Annotated in this window: 15 protein-coding genes, 1 pseudogene and 1 CRISPR repeat array; of the genes and pseudogenes, 5 read left to right on the top strand and 11 right to left on the bottom strand. The window is 36.3% G+C overall.

All coding sequences use genetic code 11. From position 1 onward, the window contains the following. Nucleotide 1: 1 nt before the first annotated feature. Nucleotides 2-601 carry a bifunctional phosphoribosyl-AMP cyclohydrolase/phosphoribosyl-ATP diphosphatase HisIE gene (gene hisIE / locus B6D18_RS07880; protein ID WP_086363960.1) on the top strand — a complete coding sequence of 200 codons (600 nt, stop codon included), beginning with the start codon at nt 2-4 and terminating at the stop codon, nt 599-601. A gap of 65 nt (nt 602-666) precedes the next feature. Here the strand turns inward: hisIE and cysB are convergent, their stop codons facing one another. From cysB to matP, 3 genes are all read right to left on the bottom strand, one after another. Continuing rightward, entirely contained in the window at nt 667-1,638 is a 972-nt protein-coding gene (gene cysB / locus B6D18_RS07875; RefSeq protein WP_086363952.1) for an HTH-type transcriptional regulator CysB, read from the bottom strand. Between the two features lie 176 nt (nt 1,639-1,814). After that, entirely contained in the window at nt 1,815-4,415 is a 2,601-nt protein-coding gene (topA, locus tag B6D18_RS07870; protein WP_086363951.1) for a type I DNA topoisomerase, read from the bottom strand. 29 nt (nt 4,416-4,444) lie between these two features. Continuing rightward, complete coding sequence (matP, locus tag B6D18_RS07865; RefSeq protein WP_065651254.1) at nt 4,445-4,909, bottom strand: macrodomain Ter protein MatP; 465 nt, start codon at nt 4,907-4,909, stop codon at nt 4,445-4,447. A 149-nt stretch (nt 4,910-5,058) separates the two neighbouring features. Between matP and B6D18_RS07860 the strand changes: the two genes are divergently transcribed. Both B6D18_RS07860 and B6D18_RS07855 read left to right on the top strand, forming a co-directional pair. Continuing rightward, a complete protein-coding gene (locus tag B6D18_RS07860) occupies nt 5,059-6,741 on the top strand; it encodes an amidohydrolase (RefSeq protein ID WP_086363950.1) in 1,683 nt (560 codons plus the stop codon). Nucleotides 6,742-7,105: 364 nt separating this feature from the next. Continuing rightward, complete coding sequence (locus B6D18_RS07855; protein ID WP_086363949.1) at nt 7,106-8,485, top strand: APC family permease; 1,380 nt, start codon at nt 7,106-7,108, stop codon at nt 8,483-8,485. 127 nt (nt 8,486-8,612) lie between these two features. Here the strand turns inward: B6D18_RS07855 and B6D18_RS07850 are convergent, their stop codons facing one another. The 8 genes from B6D18_RS07850 to B6D18_RS07815 form a co-directional block, all read right to left on the bottom strand. Next, entirely contained in the window at nt 8,613-8,876 is a 264-nt protein-coding gene (locus B6D18_RS07850) for an HPr family phosphocarrier protein (protein ID WP_034913021.1), read from the bottom strand. Nucleotides 8,877-9,021: 145 nt separating this feature from the next. After that, on the bottom strand, nt 9,022-9,963 hold the full coding sequence (locus B6D18_RS07845) for a phosphatidate cytidylyltransferase (protein ID WP_086363948.1): 942 nt from the start codon (nt 9,961-9,963) through the stop codon (nt 9,022-9,024). Between the two features lie 32 nt (nt 9,964-9,995). Then, nucleotides 9,996-10,463, bottom strand: coding sequence for a hypothetical protein (locus B6D18_RS07840; RefSeq protein ID WP_086363947.1), 468 nt, complete (start codon nt 10,461-10,463; stop codon nt 9,996-9,998). Continuing rightward, nucleotides 10,457-11,779: a phosphatase PAP2/dual specificity phosphatase family protein gene (locus B6D18_RS07835; RefSeq protein ID WP_086363946.1), complete on the bottom strand. Its 1,323-nt coding sequence runs from the start codon at nt 11,777-11,779 to the stop codon at nt 10,457-10,459. Before B6D18_RS07835 ends, B6D18_RS07840 begins: the two co-directional genes overlap by 7 nt. Nucleotides 11,780-11,781: 2 nt before the next feature. Further along, nucleotides 11,782-13,539, bottom strand: coding sequence for a bifunctional alpha/beta hydrolase/class I SAM-dependent methyltransferase (locus tag B6D18_RS07830; protein WP_086363945.1), 1,758 nt, complete (start codon nt 13,537-13,539; stop codon nt 11,782-11,784). Nucleotides 13,540-13,542: 3 nt separating this feature from the next. Further along, entirely contained in the window at nt 13,543-14,160 is a 618-nt protein-coding gene (locus B6D18_RS07825) for a CDP-alcohol phosphatidyltransferase family protein (RefSeq protein WP_086363944.1), read from the bottom strand. A gap of 21 nt (nt 14,161-14,181) precedes the next feature. Next, complete coding sequence (locus B6D18_RS07820) at nt 14,182-18,456, bottom strand: acyl-CoA dehydratase activase-related protein (RefSeq protein WP_086363943.1); 4,275 nt, start codon at nt 18,454-18,456, stop codon at nt 14,182-14,184. Between the two features lie 179 nt (nt 18,457-18,635). Further along, nucleotides 18,636-19,352, bottom strand: coding sequence for an epoxyqueuosine reductase QueH (locus tag B6D18_RS07815; RefSeq protein ID WP_086363942.1), 717 nt, complete (start codon nt 19,350-19,352; stop codon nt 18,636-18,638). Between the two features lie 253 nt (nt 19,353-19,605). Continuing rightward, nucleotides 19,606-19,873: a CRISPR direct-repeat array (repeat unit 28 nt; unit sequence TTTCTAAACTACCTATACGGCAGTGAAC). 1,822 nt (nt 19,874-21,695) lie between these two features. On the opposite strand from B6D18_RS07815, the gene B6D18_RS07810 reads away from it, so the two are divergent. Next, nucleotides 21,696-23,108 carry an EmmdR/YeeO family multidrug/toxin efflux MATE transporter gene (locus B6D18_RS07810; RefSeq protein ID WP_254048629.1) on the top strand — a complete coding sequence of 471 codons (1,413 nt, stop codon included), beginning with the start codon at nt 21,696-21,698 and terminating at the stop codon, nt 23,106-23,108. A gap of 525 nt (nt 23,109-23,633) precedes the next feature. Continuing rightward, nucleotides 23,634-23,857: pseudogene (locus B6D18_RS07805) on the top strand (helix-turn-helix domain-containing protein); the annotation flags it as partial.

The raw sequence follows: 23,857 nt of genomic DNA, 5'->3' as shown, positions 1-23,857 counted from the left end.
AATAGACACGAAACAGCTTGATTGGCAAAAAGTTGATAATTTAATGCCGGTTATCATACAACACAATGTTTCTGGTGAAGTGCTTATGCTTGGCTACATGAATCAAGAGGCATTAAACCAGACACAAACTAGTGGCAAAGTAACCTTCTATTCGCGCACCAAACAACGCTTATGGACTAAAGGTGAAACATCAGGTAACTTTTTAAATGTGGTAAGTATCTCGACCGATTGTGATAATGATACCCTACTGATTTTAGTTAATCCAATTGGCCCTACTTGTCATACTGGAACAAATAGCTGTTTTAACAATAACCAGACTGAATGGGGCTTTTTATACAATTTAGAACAATTACTTGGTGCTCGTAAAAATGCTGATCCTAAATCATCTTATACGGCAAAACTCTACCATGATGGTACGAAGCGTATTGCCCAAAAAGTGGGAGAAGAAGGTGTTGAAACTGCATTAGCAGCTACAGTACACGATAAAGAAGAGTTAAAAAATGAATCAGCCGATTTAATTTATCACTTATTAGTCTTACTACAAGATCAAAATCTCTCAATGCAAGATGTCATTGCTATTTTAAAAGCTAGACATAAATAACATTAGTCACCAAGCACAATCTGTTGTGCTTGGTGTTTAAAATTTATAAGCAAAAGATTTTCCTACTACCTAACTGGTAACTTGATCCCATTAAACATAGCCTGTACCGCCACATTATTTTCACATAAGATGAGTCTATCAACTGTTTGCCTACTTAAATGTGCTGAAAACTGGTTGATAAAATCATACATATAATTACGTAAAAAAAGCGAACGAGCAAAGGCAATATAAGTGGTACTATATGGAAAAATATGCCCTGCATTAAGTACCACAAAATCACTATCCGAGCTTTCATTAACCGCCATTTTAGCGACAATGCCAACACCTACTCCTAACTTAACATAAGTCTTAATCAATTCTGCATCAGTAGTACTAAAAACAATATTTGGAGTTTGATTAGCTTTAATAAAAGCCTGATTCAAATCAGATCCATCATTAGAAAAGTCATAACTGACTAAAGGATATTTAGACAATTCGTCGATAGAAATTAAACTACTTTTAGCTAATGGGTGATCTTTCATTACAATCACAGCTTGGTTCCAATGATAACAAGGTATAGCAATCATATCATCGCTAAGTTCAGATAAATCAGTAATGATAGCGAAATCAGCTTGGCCTGTTTGCGCTTGTAAAAGACATTGTGGCGACGATCCCTGTTCCATATGGAGTGTTATATTAGGATACTGTTGCATGAATTGCTGAATAACAATTGGTAAAGTATAACGAGCTTGAGTATAAGTTGTAGTAATGGTTAATGTGCCTTGATTAGGCTGGCTAAATTCTTTAGCAATAATTTTGATATCTTGCGATTTAGTTAAAATCTCCCTAGCTAAAGCAATAATCTTTTCGCCAACGGGAGTAACTTCGGAAAGATGTTTACCGACACGCGTAAAAATTTGCACATTAAGTTCATCTTCCAACAATTTGATCTGTTTACTAATCCCAGGCTGTGAGGTATACAGTTTTTCAGAGGTAAGTGACACATTTAGATCGTTATTGACGACTTCAACAATATAACGCAGTTGTTGCAACTTCATGACAAAGGCTCCTTTAACTGTATACCTTACCCTCTTTTTAAAACTCTCCAAAAAGTCAAAAAGAGGGAAACCGTAAGGTAATTCCTTTCACACTTTAGCACAAACAAAAACAGCTTTTTATACTAAAACGATTCCTTAACCTGATGATTTTACATAAAATAATCAGGTGTTCTTACCTATTTTTTACTATTAATCCACTTACCATCAACGTATTGCATTACCCAACCGGTTGATTTGCCATTAACTTCCGAAGTAACATACTGCTGTTTACTTTTACGACTAAATCGTACAATAGCTGGATTACCTTCTGGATCTTGACTCGGTGCTTGCGTTAAATAGACAAATTTTTCGGGTAAACGCTCTTTAAAACGTTGTAGTTCTTCAATTAGTGGAGCACGAGTTTCTCTTGATTTTGGAAAATTATGCGCAGCTAAAAAGATACCTGAAGCACCATCTCGTAATACAAAATGCGCATCTGACTTAGTACATTTTAACTCAGGCAGATCAACAGGATCTTCTTTAGGTGGTGCCACATCACCATTTTTTAAGATTTTACGAGTGTTTTTACAATCTTGATTGGTACATCCCATATAAAGTCCAAAACGGCCAGATTTAAGATGCATTTCTGATCCACATTTTTCACATTCAATGATTGGACCTTCATAGCTTTTTACCTTAAATGTGCCATTTTCAACCAACGAACCATCACAAATTGGATTATTACCACAAATATGTAATTTACGCTCATTATCAAGCAAATAACTGTCCATAGCCGTATGACATTTTGGACAACGTTTAAGTGCTCTTAGCGCATCAGTTTCGGCTGTCTCTGCCTCTTCCAGAATATTCAATGTTTCATATTCTGGAATTAAATTAATTGTTTGCTTACAACGCTCTTTAGGAGGTAATGCATAACCAGAACACGCTAAAAATACACCTGTACCAGCAGTTTTAATGCCCATTTCACGACCACAATTAGGGCATTTAATTTCTGGCGTTAAAACTAGCGGATTAAGTTGCATACCACCATGATCAGGATCTTGTTCAGCAATGGTTAAATGTTGGCTAAAATCATCAAAAAATTGATCTAAAACTTCACGCCATTCCTGCTTTTTATTGGCAATTTCATCAAGTGCATGCTCCATACGAGCAGTAAAATCGTAACTCATTAAGTCATTGAAATTTTCACTTAAGCGATCTGTGACAATTTCGCCAATTTTTTCTGCATAAAAACGACGATTATCTAATCGTACATAACCACGATCTTGAATAGTTGAGATAATCGTTGCATAAGTAGAAGGACGACCAATCTCCCGTTTTTCAAGTTCTTTAACTAATGACGCTTCGTTGTAACGAGCAGGAGGCTTAGTAAAGTGTTGATTAGGATCTAAGCCAATTAATTCCAACATATCTTGCATAGATACTGCTGGCAACATCTTATCTTCATTATTTTTAGTTAATTGTGGTTGCACTCTTGTCCAACCATCGAAACGTAAGGTTCGACCTTTAGCTTTTAAGGTAAAATCACCCGCTTTAACTGTTATAGTTGTTGAGTTATATTCAGCAGAAGTCATTTGGCAAGCCACAAATTGACGCCAAATTAATTGATACAATTTAGCCGCATCAACCTCAACATCGCCAAGGCTATCCGCTAGAATATTCACGTCTGATGGACGAATTGCCTCATGCGCCTCTTGCGAATTTTTCTTACTGCTATAAACGTTAGCTGATTTCGGCAAATACTTTTCACCGAAGTTTTGACCAATGTAATCTCGAACCATAGTTAACGCATCCTGACTCAAATTAGTCGAGTCAGTACGCATATAAGTGATATAACCAGCTTCATATAGGCGTTGTGCTAACATCATCGTCTTTTTAACACCAAAACCTAAACGGGTGCTTGCTGCTTGTTGCAAAGTTGAAGTAATAAATGGGGCAGTTGGATTACTTTTAGTCGGTTTTTCTTCAATACTGGTAACTTGATATTGGCTTTTATTTAATTCATCCAAGGCAATATCAATAGCAACACGATCCTTAGGTTCAAACGCATCATTTTTATAATGCGTTACTTGCATAGTTAATTGTTCTTGATAAGCAGTTTTTAAATCAGCATAAAGATCCCAGTACTCTTCAGGAATAAATGCATGAATTTCTCGCTCACGTTCAACCACTAAGCGTACCGCAACTGATTGAACACGCCCTGCTGATAAGCCACGAGCAACTTTTTTCCAAAGTAGTGGTGATAGCATAAAGCCAACCACGCGATCCATAAATCGTCTTGCTTGTTGAGCGTTAACCCGGTCCATATCCAACATTGCTGGATGATTAAAAGCATTTTTAATCGCCGTTTTGGTGATCTCGTTAAATACGACTCGACGATACTTATTATCATCGCCACCAATAACATCTTTTAGATGCCAAGCGATAGCTTCCCCTTCTCTATCCAAGTCGGTTGCAAGATAAATCATATCGGCATCTTTGGCTAACTTTTTAAGTTCAGCAACCACTCGTTCTTTGCCGGGTAAAATTTCATAATGCGCTTGCCAGCCATTGTAAGGATCAACGCTCATACGATCGACTAACACTTGTTTTTCCGATCGTTTAACTTTTTTCTCTGCTTTATCTTTACTTGTTTTTTCAGTGCGTTGACTACTACCACTCACTGGAAGATCGCGAATATGTCCGACACTTGATTTAACTACGAAATCTTTGCCAAGATATTTATTAATCGTTTTTGCCTTGGCTGGTGATTCCACAATAACAAGGGATTTTCCCATAATTAAACCTATTTATCCTGTAGTTTAAGTTATTTACCGTCTATATTGACATCAAGTAATGACAGTAAATCATCTTTAATTGTCGATACTTTACTAGCATATTGCTCTTTTTGCTCAGCATCTTCAATTAGTTGTGTAATTGTTTGTGACAACGTACATCCTCGGCGTTTAGCTAAATTAGCCAATCGTTGCCAGACTAGAAATTCCAGATCAATAGACTTTTTACGTGTATTTTGCTGTTCAGCATTAAAATGTCGTTTTCGTCGTGCTCGAATGGTTTGCTTCATACGATTATCTAAATCTGGATTTAAATGCTGCTTAATCCAATCAATAACCGCAGTCGGTTTGTGTTCCAATAACAATAATTCATTTACGGCTTGCTCTGCTGCACTCTTCTCAATATAACGAGTGATAAGCTCTCCTTCCAAATGCCTTTTTACTAAATAGTGCCACTTCCAACCGCATTCAAGGTTTTCTAACTGCTGGTATTTCATCGGTTCACCTTGTGACGCTGTAACTAAATATGTTAGTTGTAACATAATCTTGACACACAATAAAGAAAATTATTGCATTTGACAAATTTTTTATAAATCTGCTATCGTTGACCCTTAACTTTAGATCTTTTTTTAAGGAATCAAAAATAATGGCAAAAGCCGATGTTATTTATATTAATGGTTACATCTATACCGCTGACCAATACGATACGATTTGTGAAGCGATTGCAATTCAAAATGGCTATATTATTGCAACCGGCAGCACGCAAGAGATAAATAACACTCAATATGTTGATAATTATACGGTAATCTATGATCTACAAGGTAAAACCATGATGCCAGGAATTATTGATGCCCACTTACATACATTTTGGGGCGGCATGCAATTATCTTCATGTAACCTAAATTACCAGAGTTTAACTGTAGATGATACTTTAGCCATCATTCAACAATATTTAGACAATGATTCCGTTCACAATAGTGGTAGTTGGTTACAAGTTCGAGGCTGGTTACGCCAAGAAGTTTTACCAATTGGTACAGATATCACCCGATTCGATCTGGATAAACTTAACACTCAACGTCCTATCATTCTATTTTCAAATGATTGCCATACGCTAGTTGCCAACAGCATTGCTTTAGAAAAATTTGGCCTTGATCGTAATACACCTGAACCATCAGATGGCAAAATTGGGCGTACTGAAGATGGCGATTTAAATGGTATACTAGAAGACGCCCCAGCAATGCGTGCATTTGACAGTATTTCCAAACTTACCGACGAACAAGCTGTAAACATTGCTAAATTATCACAAGAAGAATTAAACAAGCAAGGTGTAACAGCGGTAATGGATGCGCGGATAACAGAAACACAAGCCGATGCATTTCTAAAATTACAACAACAAGATCAACTGTCAATCCGATTATTTGGCGCCCGAGAATTACCACCTGATGATGTTGGTAGTATTGAAGATATTCCAGCTGTCATTGATCGCGTTAAACAATTTGCTGAACGTTATAATGACAAAAACTGGCAACCAAAACCAGGAATTAAAGTATCTCATACCAAATTATTTGTCGATGGTGTAATGCAAGCACCATTAATGACTGCTCGTTTATTGACACCTTATCAATTAGAAAATGAAAAAGATCGTTATGGTGACCTTTATTATTCGATAGAAATGCTAGATGCATTAATTTTAGAATCATCACGAGCAGGCTTTCATCCACACATGCACACCGTTGGTGAAGGCGCTATTGAAGTGGTGCTTAATGCAATTGAAAAGATGCGTAAGGCACTCCCAGGTTCAGATATTCGTCCAAGTACAGCTCATAATGAACTTAGTGCAATGCATCAATTTGCCCGTTATAAACAATTAAACGCAAATGTTGTTTTTTCATTCCAGTGGGCAGGCTGTAGTTCAGCAATGATTGAACAGTATAAAACGCTATTTGGTGCTGAACGTTATAATGGTTTAGAAGCACATGGTCAATATATTGATGCTGGGGTAACTTGTGCTTTTGGTAGTGATTGGCCAATTGATCCGCTTAATGAATGGTATGATTTCCAAATAGCTATGACTAGACAGATTGATGCTGAACATCCACGTTTAAATAGTGATCGCAATTTAACAGCACTTGAAGTACTACGCTGTGCTACTATTGGTGCTGCTTATGTTCTAAAACAAGATGACTATATAGGATCTATTGAGAAAGGTAAGTTTGCTGATGTAATTATTTTAGATCGTAATCCCTTTACCATTCCAGCAACAGATATACAAAACGTCAAAGTATTAACTACAATTGTAGGCGGAAAAACAGTTTATCAACAAGCATAATCCACCTTATCTATTGTTTTTTTAACTACCACCCTGCTATCAACAGGGTGTTTTTTTATAACTAATCAACATCAAACGTCTGCAATCTTCGGTTGGTAAATACATTTTTCAAACAACAACAAAGCCATCAAATAGCCAATTAAATTATTCAAGTTTGATAGTTATTGAACATAATTAAGAAACTGACTTATTTTTTTTATCAAAAAAAGCTCACAAATTATGCGGACTTATGATCTTTACTAAAATTTAGCTTGCATAATTATAATAATGTGGGAGAATTCCCTGCCGCTTTAAGCGGGTAAAAAGGCAAAACTATACTTAGTAGTTTTTTATTGTTTTTTGGGACAGAGGAGCAAATTAAGTCATGTCCGCAATAAAAATGAAACGAGTTTTAACCACACCTGCATTGATTGCATTTGGTTTAGCTTATATGGTTCCTTTAGGGATCTTTACCACTTATGGGGAAGTTACCGTTGTCAGTAATGGACACTTACCTATAGCCTATATTATCACCCTTGCCATGATCTTTTTCACAGCATTAAGTTATTGCCGAATGGCAAATAAATTACCTATTGCTGGTTCGGCTTATACCTATGTACAACGAACTTTTGGTGGAAAAGCCGGTTTCTTGGTTGGTTGGGCACAAATTCTTGATTACCTATTTTTACCAATATTAAATTACTTGGTTTTAGGGATCTATCTACATGAACTATATGATAGTATTCCTGCTTATGTATATGTATTGGTATCAATTGTAGGTGTAAGTGTATTAAATTACCTTGGAATCAAGTTAATTAATTGGGCCAATATTACTTTGAATTTCTTTCAAGCATTATTCATCGTATTGTTTATCATTTTAACATTGACAAATGTTCATTTAACACCTGAAACAATGTTAAAACCAATATCAGTGACAAGCGATGATTTTAGTGGTTTATTTTCTGGAGCTGCCATATTATGTCTTGCCTTCTTAGGTTTTGATGCCATAGCAACATTAGCAGAAGAATCCAATGATGCGAAAAAAACCTTACCAAGAGCAATTATCGGCACCGTATTGATTGCTGGTTGTATATTTTTAGTTGTCTCATATTGTGCGCATTTAGCTTACCCACAATGGACAGATTTTGTTAATAATAAAGATACCGCCAGTTTAGATGTAATGCGTAAAGTTGATAGCATAAGTCATCTAACCAATATACTTGGCAAATACGGTAATGATTTTATGTATAATTTCTTCCAAACCGCTTATTTGACAGGTGTATTTGCCTCTACAATGACCGCACAAACAAGTGTGTCACGAATCTTTTATGCAATGGGGCGTGAAGGTGTGTTACCAAAACAGATCTTCTATAAAATTCATCCGCGTTTTCGAACACCTTATTTATCAATTATTTTTGTTTCCTGTTTTTCACTACTCTCTTTGGTACTTGATTTAAGTTTAGTCGTTTCGATGATCAGTTTTGGCGCCTTAGTAGCCTTTACCTTCGTTAACCTATGCGTAATCAAAAGCTACCTAAGTGGTACGGAAAAAACAGTACCAATGCTTTTAAAATATGGATTAATGCCAGCAATTGGCGTATCACTTTCGTTATGGCTATGGACCAGTCTTGAAACGACAGCGATGACGGTAGGTTTAATTTGGTTAGTAATTGGATTTTGTTATTTACTTTACCTAACTCAAGGTTTTACCAAATCATTGCCTTCTATTGATCATACAGAATTAGATTCAATTATTGAAGATTAAATTAATCTATTAGGTCTACTTGAAAGTATTTAGTTAATGCCCTTTTAAAAAATAATCCCGTCGACCTTTGGTCGACGGGATTTTCACTTCTGAGTAAATAAAATAAGCTAGATAAAATTGCTTAAAATTATTCACCAAAGCCAGTAGCAAATAATTCGCGGATTTCATCCATTGCTGCTTGTTCATCTTCACCATCACAGATGATTTCAACAGTTGAACCACCTTTAACACCAGCACCAAGTAAACCCATCATGCTTTTTAATTTAATGGCTTTATCGTTATAAACAAGTTCAATTGATGATTTATAACGGCCAGCTAATTTAACAAGAGTTGTTACAGGGCGTGCATGTAAACCAGTTGAATTTTTTACTACCATTTGCTCTTTTAACATATTACAGTCCTTACATATATCTAACGTTAATACAATGCATGTATTTATATCATAAATTAACTTTTTTTGCTCTTTTTTAGCATCAATTTTTAAAATTAATTGATTAAATGCTAGTTTTAATAATATTTTTTTATCACACTAAAAGCTATGCACCCCAAAAATATCTTACTATATGAAAAAATATCGGTGCAGCAAAGCAAATAGAATCAAATCGATCTAGTATACCACCGTGACCACCTATCAGTTTACCCCAATCTTTTACACCACGATCACGTTTAATAGCTGACATAACCAAACCGCCCATAAATCCCAATAAAGTGATCATTAAAGAAATAAGCCCTGATTGTATAAAAGTAAACGGAGTGATCCAGCACATACAGGCACCAATAAAGCTGGCAGATAAAACACCACCTATGAAACCTTCAATCGTCTTTGATGGTGAAACTTTAGGGCTAATTTTATGTTTACCAAACAATTTGCCAAATACGTACTGCAAAACATCTGATAATTGAACAATTAATACTAAATAAGCAATAAGTAATAAATTACGGCCTTGGTAATTTTCGATATCTAATACTAATAATGCTGGCACACACGAGATACTATATACCGTAATCATTAATCCCCATTGTACATCGGCTATTCTCGCCAAAAAATTAGCGGTTGAACCTGTTATCGTAGCAAATATCGCCAAAAACAAGAAAGCATAAACTGGAATAAAGATACTAAACAGACCGTACCATGCCAAGGCAACCAAAATATATTGCACAGGTAACGCAACAGCAAAAGCAAAGATTAGGGCGAAATAGTCATAGCGATTGATAGGAGTTAAAATAAGAAACTCTCGCAATGCCAAAGCTGAAATTACAAAAAACAAAAAAATCACCGCCAGTTGCCCAAACCAAAACGCTAAACCAATAATAGCAACCATTACCCACCACGCATTGATGCGAGTATTTAAATTATCGATAACACTATTTGGTGATGTAAGACGATATTTTAACAATTGACCAATAATTGTTGCCACTAACAAAAACAAGCCGATGCCCAAAAATAATAATAGCGTATCATATTGGAAATGAGACATCTCAGCGCTCCTTGTATTGCTGTAGTGATAATCTAATAACTTAAGATAATAGCATTAATTACCATAAAAACGACTAAACAAATTTGTAATAAAAATAGAACTATCTGCTTTTTAAATAGGGATAAAATCCCTTTTTGCCGTTCAGTGATCGTTCTTGATGATTGATGAGGTTTGATTAGTTGCAAATTGGCTAATGCTTTATCTATGGCTAACAGCTCTTCAGATAAATGATCAACATGCTCAGATAAATATTCAAACAATTTTTTATCAAAATCTATCCTTATTGCATAATACTTACTCATTAAACCTAAAATAAAAATAATTAGACAACAGATAGTTAATAGTGTTAGCGAAATATGAATCAAAGCGACAAAAGCAGCTAATGTGGTCAATAGCATCGAAAAAAGATTAATCTGTTTACTTATCGATAAAAAACAACAAAACATTACTAAATCTATTTTAGTCACACTATTTTGCGACCGATCATTACTACTCAACATATCACTATCTCATCTTTAAAGTCAGCCAACCAATTGGATAAAATCAGTCGTTGCTGGTTAGAAATCACAATTGAATTCCGCTGTTCTTTTACTATATCTATCGCCTGTTGTAGAGTACTAGCTCTTTTAGTCCACAATAACCATGCAATAACTGCAGTCGCACTCCTGGAATAACCTAAAGCGCAACATACTAATAGTTTACCCTGCTGTCGATAATGTTCGATAGTTTGTGCAGCCTGCTGACACTCCTGTTGTGATAATGGAGTCATATCTAAAACAGGGATAAGCTTATAGTTACCGTTAAAACATCCAATTGGCAACTCGGCGCAAAGATCAACAACCGATATAAAATGATTTTGATTTAGCGTTTTTGTGGACGGAATGCGACCTAAATAAACTTTATCAATAATTAAATCATCAGTTGGATGTTTAATTGTCCATAACCGTGAATTGAGCCACATAATAGCAAAAAATGGCCAATAGAGCAGATAAACGGCTAATTTAAAATGACCATTTTGCTGTTTTTGCAAACCAGATGCGCCAAACAATAAATAATTAGCAGCAATCAATAGCCAAGCGCCAGCCAACCATAACAACCAGAGTGCCCAGCCAGAAAAGTAAATAGCTATAATGAGTGACAGTAAGCATAAACAAAAATAGATCATCGCCCAAATATAATTTTTAGTTAATGGTCGATGTTTTAACGGCGTCTTCATATTATCTGGCCATAACCAAATAGAAAAACACCCTACCCATAATCCAGTTGGAATATCGAAAAAATGATGTTGCCAAGTCGTTAAAACCGAAAGTGCAATTAAAAAACACCAAAAATGTAATATATAACGACCAACCCCACGAAAATATTGAGCATAAAATTGCCACAAAATAACTAATAGTGTGATGTGTAATGAAGGAGCTTGATTAAATGGCTTATCAAATCCCATTAAAATATCAAACATCAACCCCAAAAATCCATCCAAAGCTGGCCGTTCAAAATAGAATTTAAGCGGAAAAATTAGAAAACAGATAATACAAATCACTTGTGCCGTTAACAACCGTAAACCAAGATTTTTCAGTGATTGCCAAGAAGATGTTAAAAGAATAGCTAATCCATACATTAGGTCGATAGACCAATAAGGAATTATCGTCCATGACCAAAGTGGAATAGAATATTCCCAGCTAAAAAATAGACTTGCGACATCCTCACGCTGAGAAGTTAGCCAGTTGGCAAAATTATAGCTAGCAAAAAAGAATACTGATAAACTGGCTAACCATACACATTTATAGACATTAAGTCGGTTAAAGAGTTTTAACATAATCAATGCGAAGTTCGTTGTGCCAGTGATACGGTAAAAATCCCCCACTGATCTACTAACATGGTCACTTTACTAAAACCAGCTTCGGCAACTAACTGATCCATCTCGAGCTGTGTTCGGCGTCGCATGATCCATGGTTGCCCTTCTCGATGTGAAGTTAACGCTCTAGCAATAAATTCTAATTGGGGATGCCAAGGTTGATTGGTATAAAGTAAATATCCACCTTGTGGAATTACATCAGCCAAGCCAGATAAAGATTGCTGTAACAGTTGATTATCGCCAAATAATTCATACAATCCTGATACCACAGCTAAATTAGGCTGCGGTGATAACTGTGCAAGTTGCTCACGGTTAAATGCATCGCCTTTTTCAAAACGAACGATATTGCTTAAACCTTGTTGCTCAATTAGTGCTTGTCCATTACGGATATTAATATCACTATAATCACGCAATAAGACTGAATTAGGTTTATTAGCGATTTGATTAATGGTTTCTATAATATATCGACCATGCCCTGCAGCTATATCAACAATATTCACTTCGACAGATTGTTGTTGTAACAGTTCAATTGTTTGCTTTAAGAGTTGTTCCAGATGAATTTTTCGTTGCCGAATCCCTCGCCAACCAATAGATTGTAAATAGAGATAATCAAAAAATTGCCCTAATTTTGAATTGCCGGAAGGCTCATTTCGATAAACATAATCAAGTGTACTACCGGAATCAAAACCCGTTTCAAATCCTAGTTTAATTCCATCCGACATATTACTAGCATATTTCAAGGTCGCTTTAACTAACTTCCAATACCATGGCTTAAGCCAACCCACAGGTGGTAAAGCTAACTTATCGGTTTCTGTTCGAGTATAACCAACCCGATCGGCATTAGTTAACAGTGGAACATTAGGTTGATTAGCAAAACAACCTTGAATAAATCGCCTTGCTCTATCAATTGCCATATAGCGTTCTTTTTCACCAAAGGTATCATGATAAAATTTTGGTAGGATATGAAACTCTTTTTGATTGGTTCCTAAATTATCATAAAACGCCTGTTGCGGTTTTCGTCGCACCACAAAATCACAACCAGAAACTAACAACTGTGTAGGGACCGTGATTGCGTTGGCATCCTTAACAATGCGATCTGCTACCGTATACAAATCAAGCAGTAATCTAACCGAAATAGGTTTAGTAATTAAAGGGTCTTTATTAAAAGAGTCTGCTCGGCTGCTATCATGGGTTAGTAAATTAGGTTTGACATAACTATTTACAAAGAAATTGCCTTTCAAGTTATATAACAACTTAAGTCCAGGTACCGCTAATGGCACATATAATTTAACGCTAAATGCTGGCGAACCTAACACTAATGCACGAATATTCGGTACATAATCATGCACCCAACCAGCAGCAATTACGGCTCCAACACTTTGAGCGATAATAGCAATATCTTGCATATCAATTGCATATTCTTTAATGATGTGCTGTATAAAACAGTTGGCATCTTTTATCAGAGTGGCAAAATTTACCGCATCACCACGTTGACCATCAGATTGGCCATTTCCTCGCGCATCCCAAGCAAAAATATGGAAATCAGGTAATTCCAGCTCTTCTGCTAAATGAGCCATTCGTCCAGAATGTTCATGCCCACGATGAAAAAGTACAATTGCTTTTGAAGGCGTTTTAGTATCACTATCGACTGCAGGCCAATAACGATAAAATAATTGACAGCCATCATGACTAATAAATGTGTTTTGCTGCTGTTCACGCATTGATTATTCCTTGTTATATTTCGCTTCTTGCAATCCTTTTTTTACTCTGTTAATCACCGTAATAAGTAACAAAAAGGTGATAAACCATAATAAAACATTAAGCCAGTCAAGTGGCAATAGGTAGGTTGCTATTCCTAAACTGATTAGACTAAAAACTAAAGCTCGATCGCTTTTCCCCATTGGGCCATCATAACGACGAGAGCTACCAATCATCACACCTAGTACACCTGCGTACTCAGTTAAAAATGATAACAATATCACTAATAACATCAAACTAGTATTGACTTGATTTATTTGAGTAAAGATTAATAGCAGGGCACAATCGGAGATCACATCACAAATCTCATTTAAATAGGCTCCTAGATTAGATTTTTGGCGATAATCTCTAGCTAACATACCGTCAATAGCATTAAGAGCCATCCGAATAAACATCCATATGGGTATTAACAAAAATAGCCATTGATGATCTGCAAAAAAGCCGACTAATAAAGCAATCAATATCGATCCCACACAAGCAGCTAAAGTGACTTGATTAGCGGTTATTCGTGAATAGTATAGTGAATTCACATAGGGACGAAGCAATGTTTGAAAGCGAGATTTTAATTGATAAATAGAAACCACTGTTTGTTCCTCAATGTGCGATTATACAATCCGTTGTAATTGTGCATACTTTAATGAACTTACCATAAAATGTAAACGGTTAAGAACATTAACTTCACCAGCACCGTCATCAAAATCCAAATAGAGCAGATTTAATTTTGGATTAAGATCACGCATTCGCTTCTCAACTCCTTTAGAAACAACATGATTAGCAATGCAGCCAAACGGTTGCAAACTTATAACATTATTGATGCCATGCTCTGCAAAGGTCATAATTCCTGCAGGAATTAACCAACCCTCGCCATAATGATTGGCCAAACTTAAAATTTCCTCTGCTTTTTTTGCCATATCACGAATATTATGAAATGGCTGATAATGTTTAAAGCCAGATAGAATCTGGTTGGTTTTAACAATATACTTTTGCACCACCTTTTCAAAAAAATGAACAAAATAAGCGACGAAGCTCTTGTTAACAATATAATTATCGACATTACTATCATAGTTAACAAAACATTGCGCAAAAAACTCAATCATTGGCGGAATAACCGGTTCAATACCCTGATCAACAAGCCAATCAACACTATGTTGATTACCGAAACTATTATATTTAACATAAATTTCACCAACAATACCAATTTGTGGGCAATCTTTATTTAATGTCTCGATTTGATTAAAATGATCCACAGCCTCTTTTAACAGCGCAAAGATCGCCTTTTTGCCTTTATGTTGATTGATAAGTTGCTGTAATTTTCTGATATAGAGTTCTTTCAATTGGTTTGCTTGTTGTTTAAATTTGGCTCTAGGCGCAATCGAATAGAACATCTTCGAAATCGAATCAGTAAATAACATCGCAAAAAAAGTCGTTGGCAAAGTTTTTAGCCAATTAATTCTAAATCCTGGTTGCTCAATTTCATTAATATTACCGGTACTGAGCGACACAATGGGAATATCTTCGAAACCATTACTAATCATTGCTTTCTTAATCAATGAAAGATAACTACTCGCTCGACACTGTCCACCCGTTTGAGTAATGCCGATAGCCACTTCATCACGTTGATATTTACCTGAATTAAGAGCTTTAATAATATCACCAACAATAATGGTCGCTGGATAGCATATCTCGTTATTGCAATATTTAAGTCCCCAATCAACCGAACTTTTATCTGGTTTTGGCAAGGTTTCAAGTTTATAACCTGACAACGCAAAAATCGGCGGTAATAATGGTGAATAAAAATCGGAGATATAAGGTGCTAAAATAGTCCGTCTCTGTTTATCTTGTTTAGCAAAAATAGCCGTCTTTTTACGCTCAACAACTTTTAACGGTTGTTGGTGATTCATACGGATTGAATCAATAATCGAACGTAATCGCAATCGCACCGAACCTGTTGCCGTGATCTCATCAATACGAATGATGGTGCACGTTTTACCTTTAGACTCTAAAATTGCTTTACATTCATCGGTGACAATCGCATCAGGGCCACAACCAAACGAATTAAGTTGAACAAACTGAATATTTTTCGGTTGTTCAGCAACAAAACTAGCTGCTGCATATAAGCGATTTGGATAACTCCATTGCGAGCAAATTTGCAGTTCAGGCGATAATTGGCTGATCGCACCTAACACTGAATCTTCGGTTATTACATCGCAACCAAGCGCATTTAAGATCTCTGGCGTTTTATGATTAATTAAACTATCGCTATGATAAGGACGGCCAGCCAAAATAAATACATAACGCCTCGTTTGTTTAGCATTATTCAGTACTTCAACCGCTTTGCTATACAGCGATTTCTTATATTCCGCTTGAGCAGTTAATGCATCAGAAAACGCTTGATTAGCTATCTTTTCTGCAATACCAAGCGAAGTTAAATAATTAATACAGCCCTTTTTCAATAATTTTTGATTACTGAAATTGATTACTGGATAATCCAGTGGCACGTCATATTTTTGGTTAGGATTAATAGCACTATTTACCACCTCAGCATAGCTACTGACAATTGGACAGTTATAGCTATTAACTGCATTAGTAAACTGATCAGATTCAAACACCACCATCGGCATAAAAATACGATCAACCTTTTGCTCAATCAGCTCCATAATATGCCCATGAACCAATTTGGCAGGAAAACAGATACTATCCGACATTACTGTACCTGCACCCTTTTCATAAATCTCATGCGTCGAGTATGGTGATAACGTTACATTAATACCACTATTGGTTAACAACGTGTGCCAAAATGGAAAATTTTCGTATTGTCCTAAAACACGAGGAATACCAACATTGAGCTTAGATTCAGTATTATGGATATTGGTTCGCTCAAATAATAACGCATTTTTATAATCAAACATATTAAATGCATTTTTATCTTGATATTGATTATTACTCAAAAAGCGTTCGCATTTATTACCAGAATAATAACGCTGACCATTGGCAAAACGATAAATCATAATATCACATTTATTTTCACACCCCTTACAGCGTGATGGTTTCGCTTTATTATCTTCAGCTTTATGTAGATTATCTAATCCAATAAATTGCGAAGGTGTTTGTTGTTGCGCATAATGTTTTTTTGCCACTAATGCTGCACCATAAGCCCCCATGAGTTCAGGAATATTTGAACTAGCAATTTGAGCCCCAGTTAACTGCTCTAAGGCACGAAACACCGCAGGATTTTTAAACGTCCCTCCTTGCACCACAATACGATCACCTAATTTGCGCATATCATGTAATTTCAGTACTTTATGAATGGCATTTTTAATCACTGAAAAAGCCAACCCTGCAGAAATATCGCCCATTGTTGCGTTTTCACGCAGTGCCTGTTTCACTTTTGAGTTCATAAAAACTGTGCAACGGGTACCCAGATCACAGGGATTATTGGACTTACATGCTGCGTCAGCAAAATCAATAGTATTTGAGTTCAGTGATTTTGCGAAGGTTTCAATAAATGAACCACAGCCAGAAGAACATGCTTCGTTTAACTCAATATGATTTACGACACCATTGGCAATAAAGATGGCTTTCATATCTTGACCACCAATATCCATAATAAAACTGACCTTAGGCTCAATATGTTTAGCAGCAGCAAAATGCGCCATTGTTTCGACTAGACCATCATCAATCGCAAAAGCAGCTTTTAGTAGTTCCTCTCCATAACCAGTGACACCTGTGCGAGCAATAATAATCTCTTTACCTGATGCAGCAATCTCATCCTTTAATACCGTTAACCCTTTAATTAATGCGGTGATTGAGTGGCCATTATTAGGCGCATAATAAGTAAAAAGTAGCTCGTCATCCTCACTAATTAAGGTAATTTTAGTGGTAGTTGAACCGCTATCAATTCCCAAATACGCTTTCTGCTTTTGGTAAGCTGTTAAAGCTAGACGGGGGATTTGAATATAGTTGCGTTTTTGTTGCCAATCATCAAAAGACAAGGCTTGATTAAAAAGTGGTTTTAACCTAAAAGACTGATTGACTTGAATCTTGGTTGAGGCATTTAATCTATCAATAAATTCAGTAAGTGTAAGTTGACTACGTTCAATTGCATGAATCGCTGCGCCCCAAGCGGACAACAAAGTAGGATGCTCGGTGGTAACTATCTGGTCTTCATTTAACTTTAGTGTCTCTAACGCGGCCTTGCCTAACGTTGGAATAAACGAAAACGGTCCACCAATCAACATTACTTTGGGTACAATATCATAACCACGGGCTAACGTATTGACCAATTGAATACAAACGGCATGTAAAACTGAATAGGCAATATTCTCTTTTGATACATTACGGCTAATTAAATTTTGCACATCAGTCTTAGCAAACACACCACAACGTGATGCAATAGGAAAGACTTTATCATGTTGAGTTGCTAGACGATCAAATTCTTGTACTGGAGTATTGAGCAAGGTCGCCATCTGATCGATAAATGCCCCAGTACCTCCAGCACAACTACCATTCATTCGAATATCAGGCGGGCGGTCAGGAAAAAAGAAGATCATTTTACTATCTTCACCACCAATATCGATTAACGTTCTAACCTCTGGATATTTGCGCTGTACCACTTCCGATGCGGCAACCACCTCTTGAATGAAGGCGATATCAGCTTTTTCCGAAATGCCCATCCCTGCAGAACCAGTCACCTTGACAGATAATACAATCTCTTCACCCAATTTTTGTTTAATTTCGTCTAATAGTGATAAAACTGTTGGAACAATATGGGTATTATGGCGAACATAATTGGTATAAACAAAATTATCTTGCTCATCAAGCACAACACATTTTGCTGTTGTAGAACCGACGTCCAATCCAAGTCTATACATTTTTGGCATAAACAAACTCACATTTGCTAAATTAGACTTAATCAATAAATAACAATAATTTTATTGTGGAATTATTATAACGAAATCTTTCTAATTTTTAATCTATTTGTTTGCAAAATGACATTTTTGGATATTTTTTGGCTAGGGAAAGATTTAAAGGACTTTAAACATAAAGCCCTCTAATAAGTTTAAGCTTTTGCTAGTCCTTGCTTAGCCGTGGCAATAACATTCTTTAAATTGACCCCTTGTGCTTTTGCTGCAAAAATACAACCGCAATAACATTGACGATAAACATCGTACTCCTTACAAAGTTCGATAGATCGTTTATAACCATTATTCTTTTTGAAATCAGAAGGCAGATAATTTACCGAAAAAAGCTCTTGAATCTCAAAACCAAGTTGATTAATTTTCTGACTATTCTTTTTCGGGCTTAGCGTTAAAGCACTAGCGAAATAATCAAAGCCCAACTCTTGTGCTTTAATCGCCGCTAAATCTAATCGCATCTTATAACAAAGATGACAACGCTCACCACCTTCTGGTGCATCACGTAGATGCTCAACCTTTTTAATAAATTCTGCTGGTTGATACGGAGCTTCTAAAAACTGAACATTGTTGCCGGTTTTTTGATTAAAATCAGCAATAAATTTTTGTTGTACAACACTACGATATTCATATTCTACTCGCGGATGAATATTCGAATTAGCAAAATAAATAGTAATATCTGCATACTGAGCCAAATACTCCAGTACATAAGTACTACATGGTGCACAGCAACTATGAATTAGTAACTTTGGTCGTGCTGATGCTAACTGCCAACCAGCAATCACCTCTTTCAAAACCGAATCGTAGTTTACTTTATTATGTGGATTTAATTTTTCGAGAATATCTTTGGCATTAATTAACATTGGGACTCTTTCAGGTATCAGGCTGATTGATGAATTTTAAGGCGCGTATAATATAGTGTTCTACTTAAGCGTTCAAGTTTAAGTTACAATTTTGTTTTTCGGGATTAACATTTAGTTTTTCGCTAAATTTGCGGTTATTCCCCCCCTTTTTTGCAAATTTTTAAATGCTGATTTCAGCATTTTGCAGCTGTCAAAAAGTGACAAATGCCTAAATCATGAGTTAGACATTTTTAAACAGCTGTTTCAACGGAATTTTTTTGACTATCGATACGGCAGTGAATCCCAAAAATTTGCGCGGGATGCAAGGTAACGTTTTCTAAACTACCTATACGGCAGTGAACTTTGAGAGAGCTATAGACGGAACTACTCGACATTTCTAAACTACCTATACGGCAGTGAACAGCACAAAAACTATTCTGGGATTCTTCTAACTTTTCTAAACTACCTATACGGCAGTGAACACGGGGAAACAGTTGTCATTAAACGTGCCGACTTTCTAAACTACCTATACGGCAGTGAACTAGAATACAATATAATATAAATGTAGTTGGTAAAAAGGCAAAGTGTATTTTTACTATTGAAAACCCTTTTTTTTGATGATTCTATATTGCTTTGATTTTTAAATATTTTATTTTATATCGAAAAAAAGGGTTAATAATGGGATATTTTATGGCTTTAAAAAACCCCGTTCCTCAAACTTTTTGGTTCGCTGAGTTTCGGACGTTTTTTTGTTTGATGGCTATTTTTATACGGCGATTACGTCCGAGTAAAGAGGGTTGGCGCGAACCCTCTTTACCAACTCTCGCGGCGACCACGCAAGTGGTCACAAGGTGACTGCCTTCCGCCTTCGTTCGCTCTTAACGCACCGGCGCTGTGATTTGTTCCTGACAAAACACAGCCTTGTCAAACATCCTTGTTTGCCATGCTAATCTCTCTCAGTTGTCAGTACATTGCTAATGTCGCTAAATAAGACTCACCAAACTGATTTGTAAGAAATAAACCTTTATGTTTAGTGCGAGCTGGTTTTAGTTTGATAACCAATTTCAGTGAAATTGTGGCTAGATTTAGACTTAAAAAACCCCTCTCCTCAAATTTTTTGTTTTTTTAGTTTCGGACGTTTTTTTGTTTGGTGGCTATTTCTTTACGGTGATTACGTCCGAGTCAAGAGGGGTGGCGCGAACCCTCTTTACCAACTCTCGCGGCGACCACGCAAGTGGTCACTACGTGACTGCCTTCCGCCTTCGTTCGCTGTTAATGCACCGGCTGTATTTGTTCCTGACAAAACACAGCCTTGTCAAACATCCTTGTTTGCCATGCTAATCTCTCTCAGTTGTCAGTACATTGCTAATGTCGCTAAATAAGACTCACCAAACTGATTTGTAAGAAATAAACCTTTATGTTTAGTGCGAGCTGGTTTTAGTTTGATAACCAATTTCAGTGAAATTGTGGCTAGATTTAGACTTAAAAAACCCCTCTCCTCAAATTTTTTGTTTTTTTAGTTTCGGACGTTTTTTTGTTTGATGGCTATTTTTATACGGCGATTACGTCCGAGTAAAGAGGGTTGGCGCGAACCCTCTTTACCAACTCCCGCGGCGACCACGCAAGTGGTCACTACGTGACTACCTTCCGCCTTCGTTCGTTCTTAACGCACCGGCGCTGTGATTTGTTCCTGACAAAACACAGCCTTGTCAAACATCCTTGTTTGCCATGCTAATCTCTCTCAGTTGTCAGTACATTGCTAATGTCGCTAAATAAGACTCACTAAACTGATTTGTAAGAAATAAACCTTTATGTTTAGTGCGAGCTGGTTTTAGTTTGATAACCAATTTCAGTGAAATTGTGGCTAGATTTAGGCTTAAAAAACCCCTCTCCTCAAATTTTTTGTTTTTTTAGTTTCGAACGTTTTTTTGTTTGATGGCTATTTCTTTACGGTGATTACGTCCGAGTCAAGAGGGGTGGCGCGAACCCTCTTTACCAACTCTCGCGGCGACCACGCAAGTGGTCACAAGGTGACTGCCTTCCGCCTTCGTTCGCTGTTAATGCACCGGCTGTATTTGTTCCTGACAAAACACAGCCTTGTCAAACATCCTTGTTTGTCATGCTAATGTCGCGAAATAAGACTCACTAAACTGATTTGTAAGAAATAAATTTTTAATATTGGCACTTGCTAATTTTATAACTAATTTTAGTGGTTCATTGGTTAAAGTTTGGCTTTAAAATAACCATAATTCTTTATTGGTAATGATAATTGTTAATATTGAATTTTTTATAAAACTTAATTTCATTTTTAATAAATAAAAGCGTTATAATATCCTAAATTTTCTAAAATTTTTAGGTCTGAAATTGGATTTTCAACTTATTAGTCGATTAAAGAATCTTCAACTTTATAAAAAACGACGTTCAAATAATGTGCTGTTCTGGCGCGAAATTTACCCTTTAGCCATGCCAATTTTAATTGAGAATTTGTCAGTCATTTTGATGGGTATTTTTAGTACTTTTTTGGTAAGTTGGATCGGTAAGGCCGAGATGGCTGCTGTCGGTCTAGCGGAAAGCTTTAATATGATTATAATGTCCTTCTTTATGGCAGTTGCACTGGGAACATCTGTGGTGGTGGCTTTTAGCTTGGGACGACACAATCGCAAAAAAGCCGTGGTAGCAGCAAGACAGTCCATTACATTGTTAGTTATAATTTCAATTTTACTGTTTTTGATTGTTGAGTTCTCAGGATATTGGATTGTCGAGATTATTGCGGGTAAAGCTGATCCTGAAGTAAAAGAATTAACACTAACCTTTCTAAGATTAACCGTTTTAGGCTATCCTGCTCTTGCGTTTATCTTAGTTGGTTGTGGGGCATTACGTGGCGCCGGCAATACCAAATTACCAATGTTCTTAAACATTATAATGAACATTTTGAACTTGACGATCAGTTATGTGCTAATCTACGGTGCTTTTGGTTGGCAGGGATTAGGGTTTATTGGTGCTGGTATTGGCTTAACAATCTCACGCTATAGTGGCATGTTTTTTATTTTATTAGTCTTAACTATAAAACCAAGTCGGGCGTTATTTATTCCTCTTCGTAGTTATTTTCATTCATTTAATGGCAAAATTTTGATTGATATTTTAAGTATTGGAATTCCTGCTAGTGTCGAATCGGTAATGTTTAATATCGGAAAACTGCTAACGCAAACCTTCGTTGCAGGTATGGGCACCTCAACTATAGCTGCTAATTTTATTGCGTTTTCAATTGCTGGATTGCTTAATTTACCTGGCGGAACTCTCGGTGCAACATCGACAATTATTGTTGGTAAACGTATTGGTATGGGGCAAATTTATCAACCAACACGGCAACTTAAATTTATTTTCCATCTAACCAGTTTGTTACTCTGTTTTTTAGCTTTTTTATCTATCCCATTCGCAGGATTATTAAGCTCACTTTACACTAATGATCCGGAAGTTATTGAGATCTCAAAACATTTACTTTGGTTTAATGCCTTATTTACCCCTTTTTGGGCTTCATCTTTTGTTTTACCATACGGTTTTAAAGGTGCGAAAGATGCAAGTTATACCATGTGGGTCGCTATTGGTAGTATGTGGATGTGTCGGATTGTTGTGGGTTATATTTTTGGCGTCTATTTTGGGTTTGGAGTTATTGGTGTTTGGTTCGGTATGTTCTTAGATTGGATTATTAGAAGTATTTTCTTTTATTATCGACTTATTAGTGGTAAATGGCTGTGGCGTCATCAAAAAATCAGCTAGCGCTAATATAATAGTTTATTACTGGCAAATAAGCTTAGTAAACCTTTTCTAGCGACATTAGCAATGTGCTGACAACTGAGTGAGGTTAGCATGGTAAACAAGGATGTTTGGCAAGGCTGTGTTTTGTCAAGAACAAATACAGCTGGTGCGTTAACAGCGAACGCAGGCGGAAGGCAGTCATATCGTGACCACTTGCGTGGTCGCCGTGGGAGTGAGTTAAAAAGGGTTCGCGCCAACCCTCTTTACTCGGACGTAATCGCCATATAAAAATAGCCATCAAACAAAAAAACGTCCGCAATTCAAAGAACCAAAAAATTTGAGGAACGGGGTTTTTAAAGCCAAATTTTAATCAATGAATCGCTAAAATTAGTTATAAAATCAGCTAATGCTAATACTAAAAGTTTATTTCTTGCTAATAAATCTAGTAAGTATTGGTTATAAAATTTAATAGGATTGAATAAAAAAAACCTCTCATATGTGAAGTGCCCCCCAATAGTTGGACAACCAATTACTGGGGGTCTTTTTATGTCAAAATATAGTCGAGATTTAAAAATTATCATAGCTAATGAATTCTTATCAGGAGAATCATCGGAAATTCTTTCAAAAAAATATGCGATATCTGCTCGTCAGATTCGATATTGGTCCCAAGTGGTTGCGATTCATGGGGGTAACGCCTTTCAACCAACACCTCATTTACGTCATGCCGAAGCAAGATTACAAGCACTAAAATTAATGTGGACAAATAATTG

It is taken from the genome of Gilliamella sp. A7 (assembly GCF_002142015.1).
Classification (GTDB): Bacteria; Pseudomonadota; Gammaproteobacteria; order Enterobacterales; family Orbaceae; genus Gilliamella; species Gilliamella apis_A.
Note: the sequence above shows the minus strand (reverse complement) of the source record. Positions and strands in the feature narration are given on the sequence as shown.

Excerpts from the sequence above, each read along its gene's own strand:
- topA (WP_086363951.1), bottom strand. The coding sequence starts at position 4,415 with ATGGGAAAATCCCTTGTTATTGTGGAATCACCAGCCAAGGCAAAAACG.
- B6D18_RS07855 (WP_086363949.1), top strand. The coding sequence starts at position 7,106 with ATGTCCGCAATAAAAATGAAACGAGTTTTAACCACACCTGCATTGATT.
- B6D18_RS07835 (WP_086363946.1), bottom strand. The coding sequence starts at position 11,779 with ATGTTAAAACTCTTTAACCGACTTAATGTCTATAAATGTGTATGGTTA.
- cysB (WP_086363952.1), bottom strand. The coding sequence starts at position 1,638 with ATGAAGTTGCAACAACTGCGTTATATTGTTGAAGTCGTCAATAACGAT.
- matP (WP_065651254.1), bottom strand. The coding sequence starts at position 4,909 with ATGAAATACCAGCAGTTAGAAAACCTTGAATGCGGTTGGAAGTGGCAC.
- B6D18_RS07830 (WP_086363945.1), bottom strand. The coding sequence starts at position 13,539 with ATGCGTGAACAGCAGCAAAACACATTTATTAGTCATGATGGCTGTCAA.
- B6D18_RS07820 (WP_086363943.1), bottom strand. The coding sequence starts at position 18,456 with ATGCCAAAAATGTATAGACTTGGATTGGACGTCGGTTCTACAACAGCA.
- B6D18_RS07860 (WP_086363950.1), top strand. The coding sequence starts at position 5,059 with ATGGCAAAAGCCGATGTTATTTATATTAATGGTTACATCTATACCGCT.
- B6D18_RS07850 (WP_034913021.1), bottom strand. The coding sequence starts at position 8,876 with ATGTTAAAAGAGCAAATGGTAGTAAAAAATTCAACTGGTTTACATGCA.
- B6D18_RS07845 (WP_086363948.1), bottom strand. The coding sequence starts at position 9,963 with ATGTCTCATTTCCAATATGATACGCTATTATTATTTTTGGGCATCGGC.
- B6D18_RS07815 (WP_086363942.1), bottom strand. The coding sequence starts at position 19,352 with ATGTTAATTAATGCCAAAGATATTCTCGAAAAATTAAATCCACATAAT.
- B6D18_RS07840 (WP_086363947.1), bottom strand. The coding sequence starts at position 10,463 with ATGTTGAGTAGTAATGATCGGTCGCAAAATAGTGTGACTAAAATAGAT.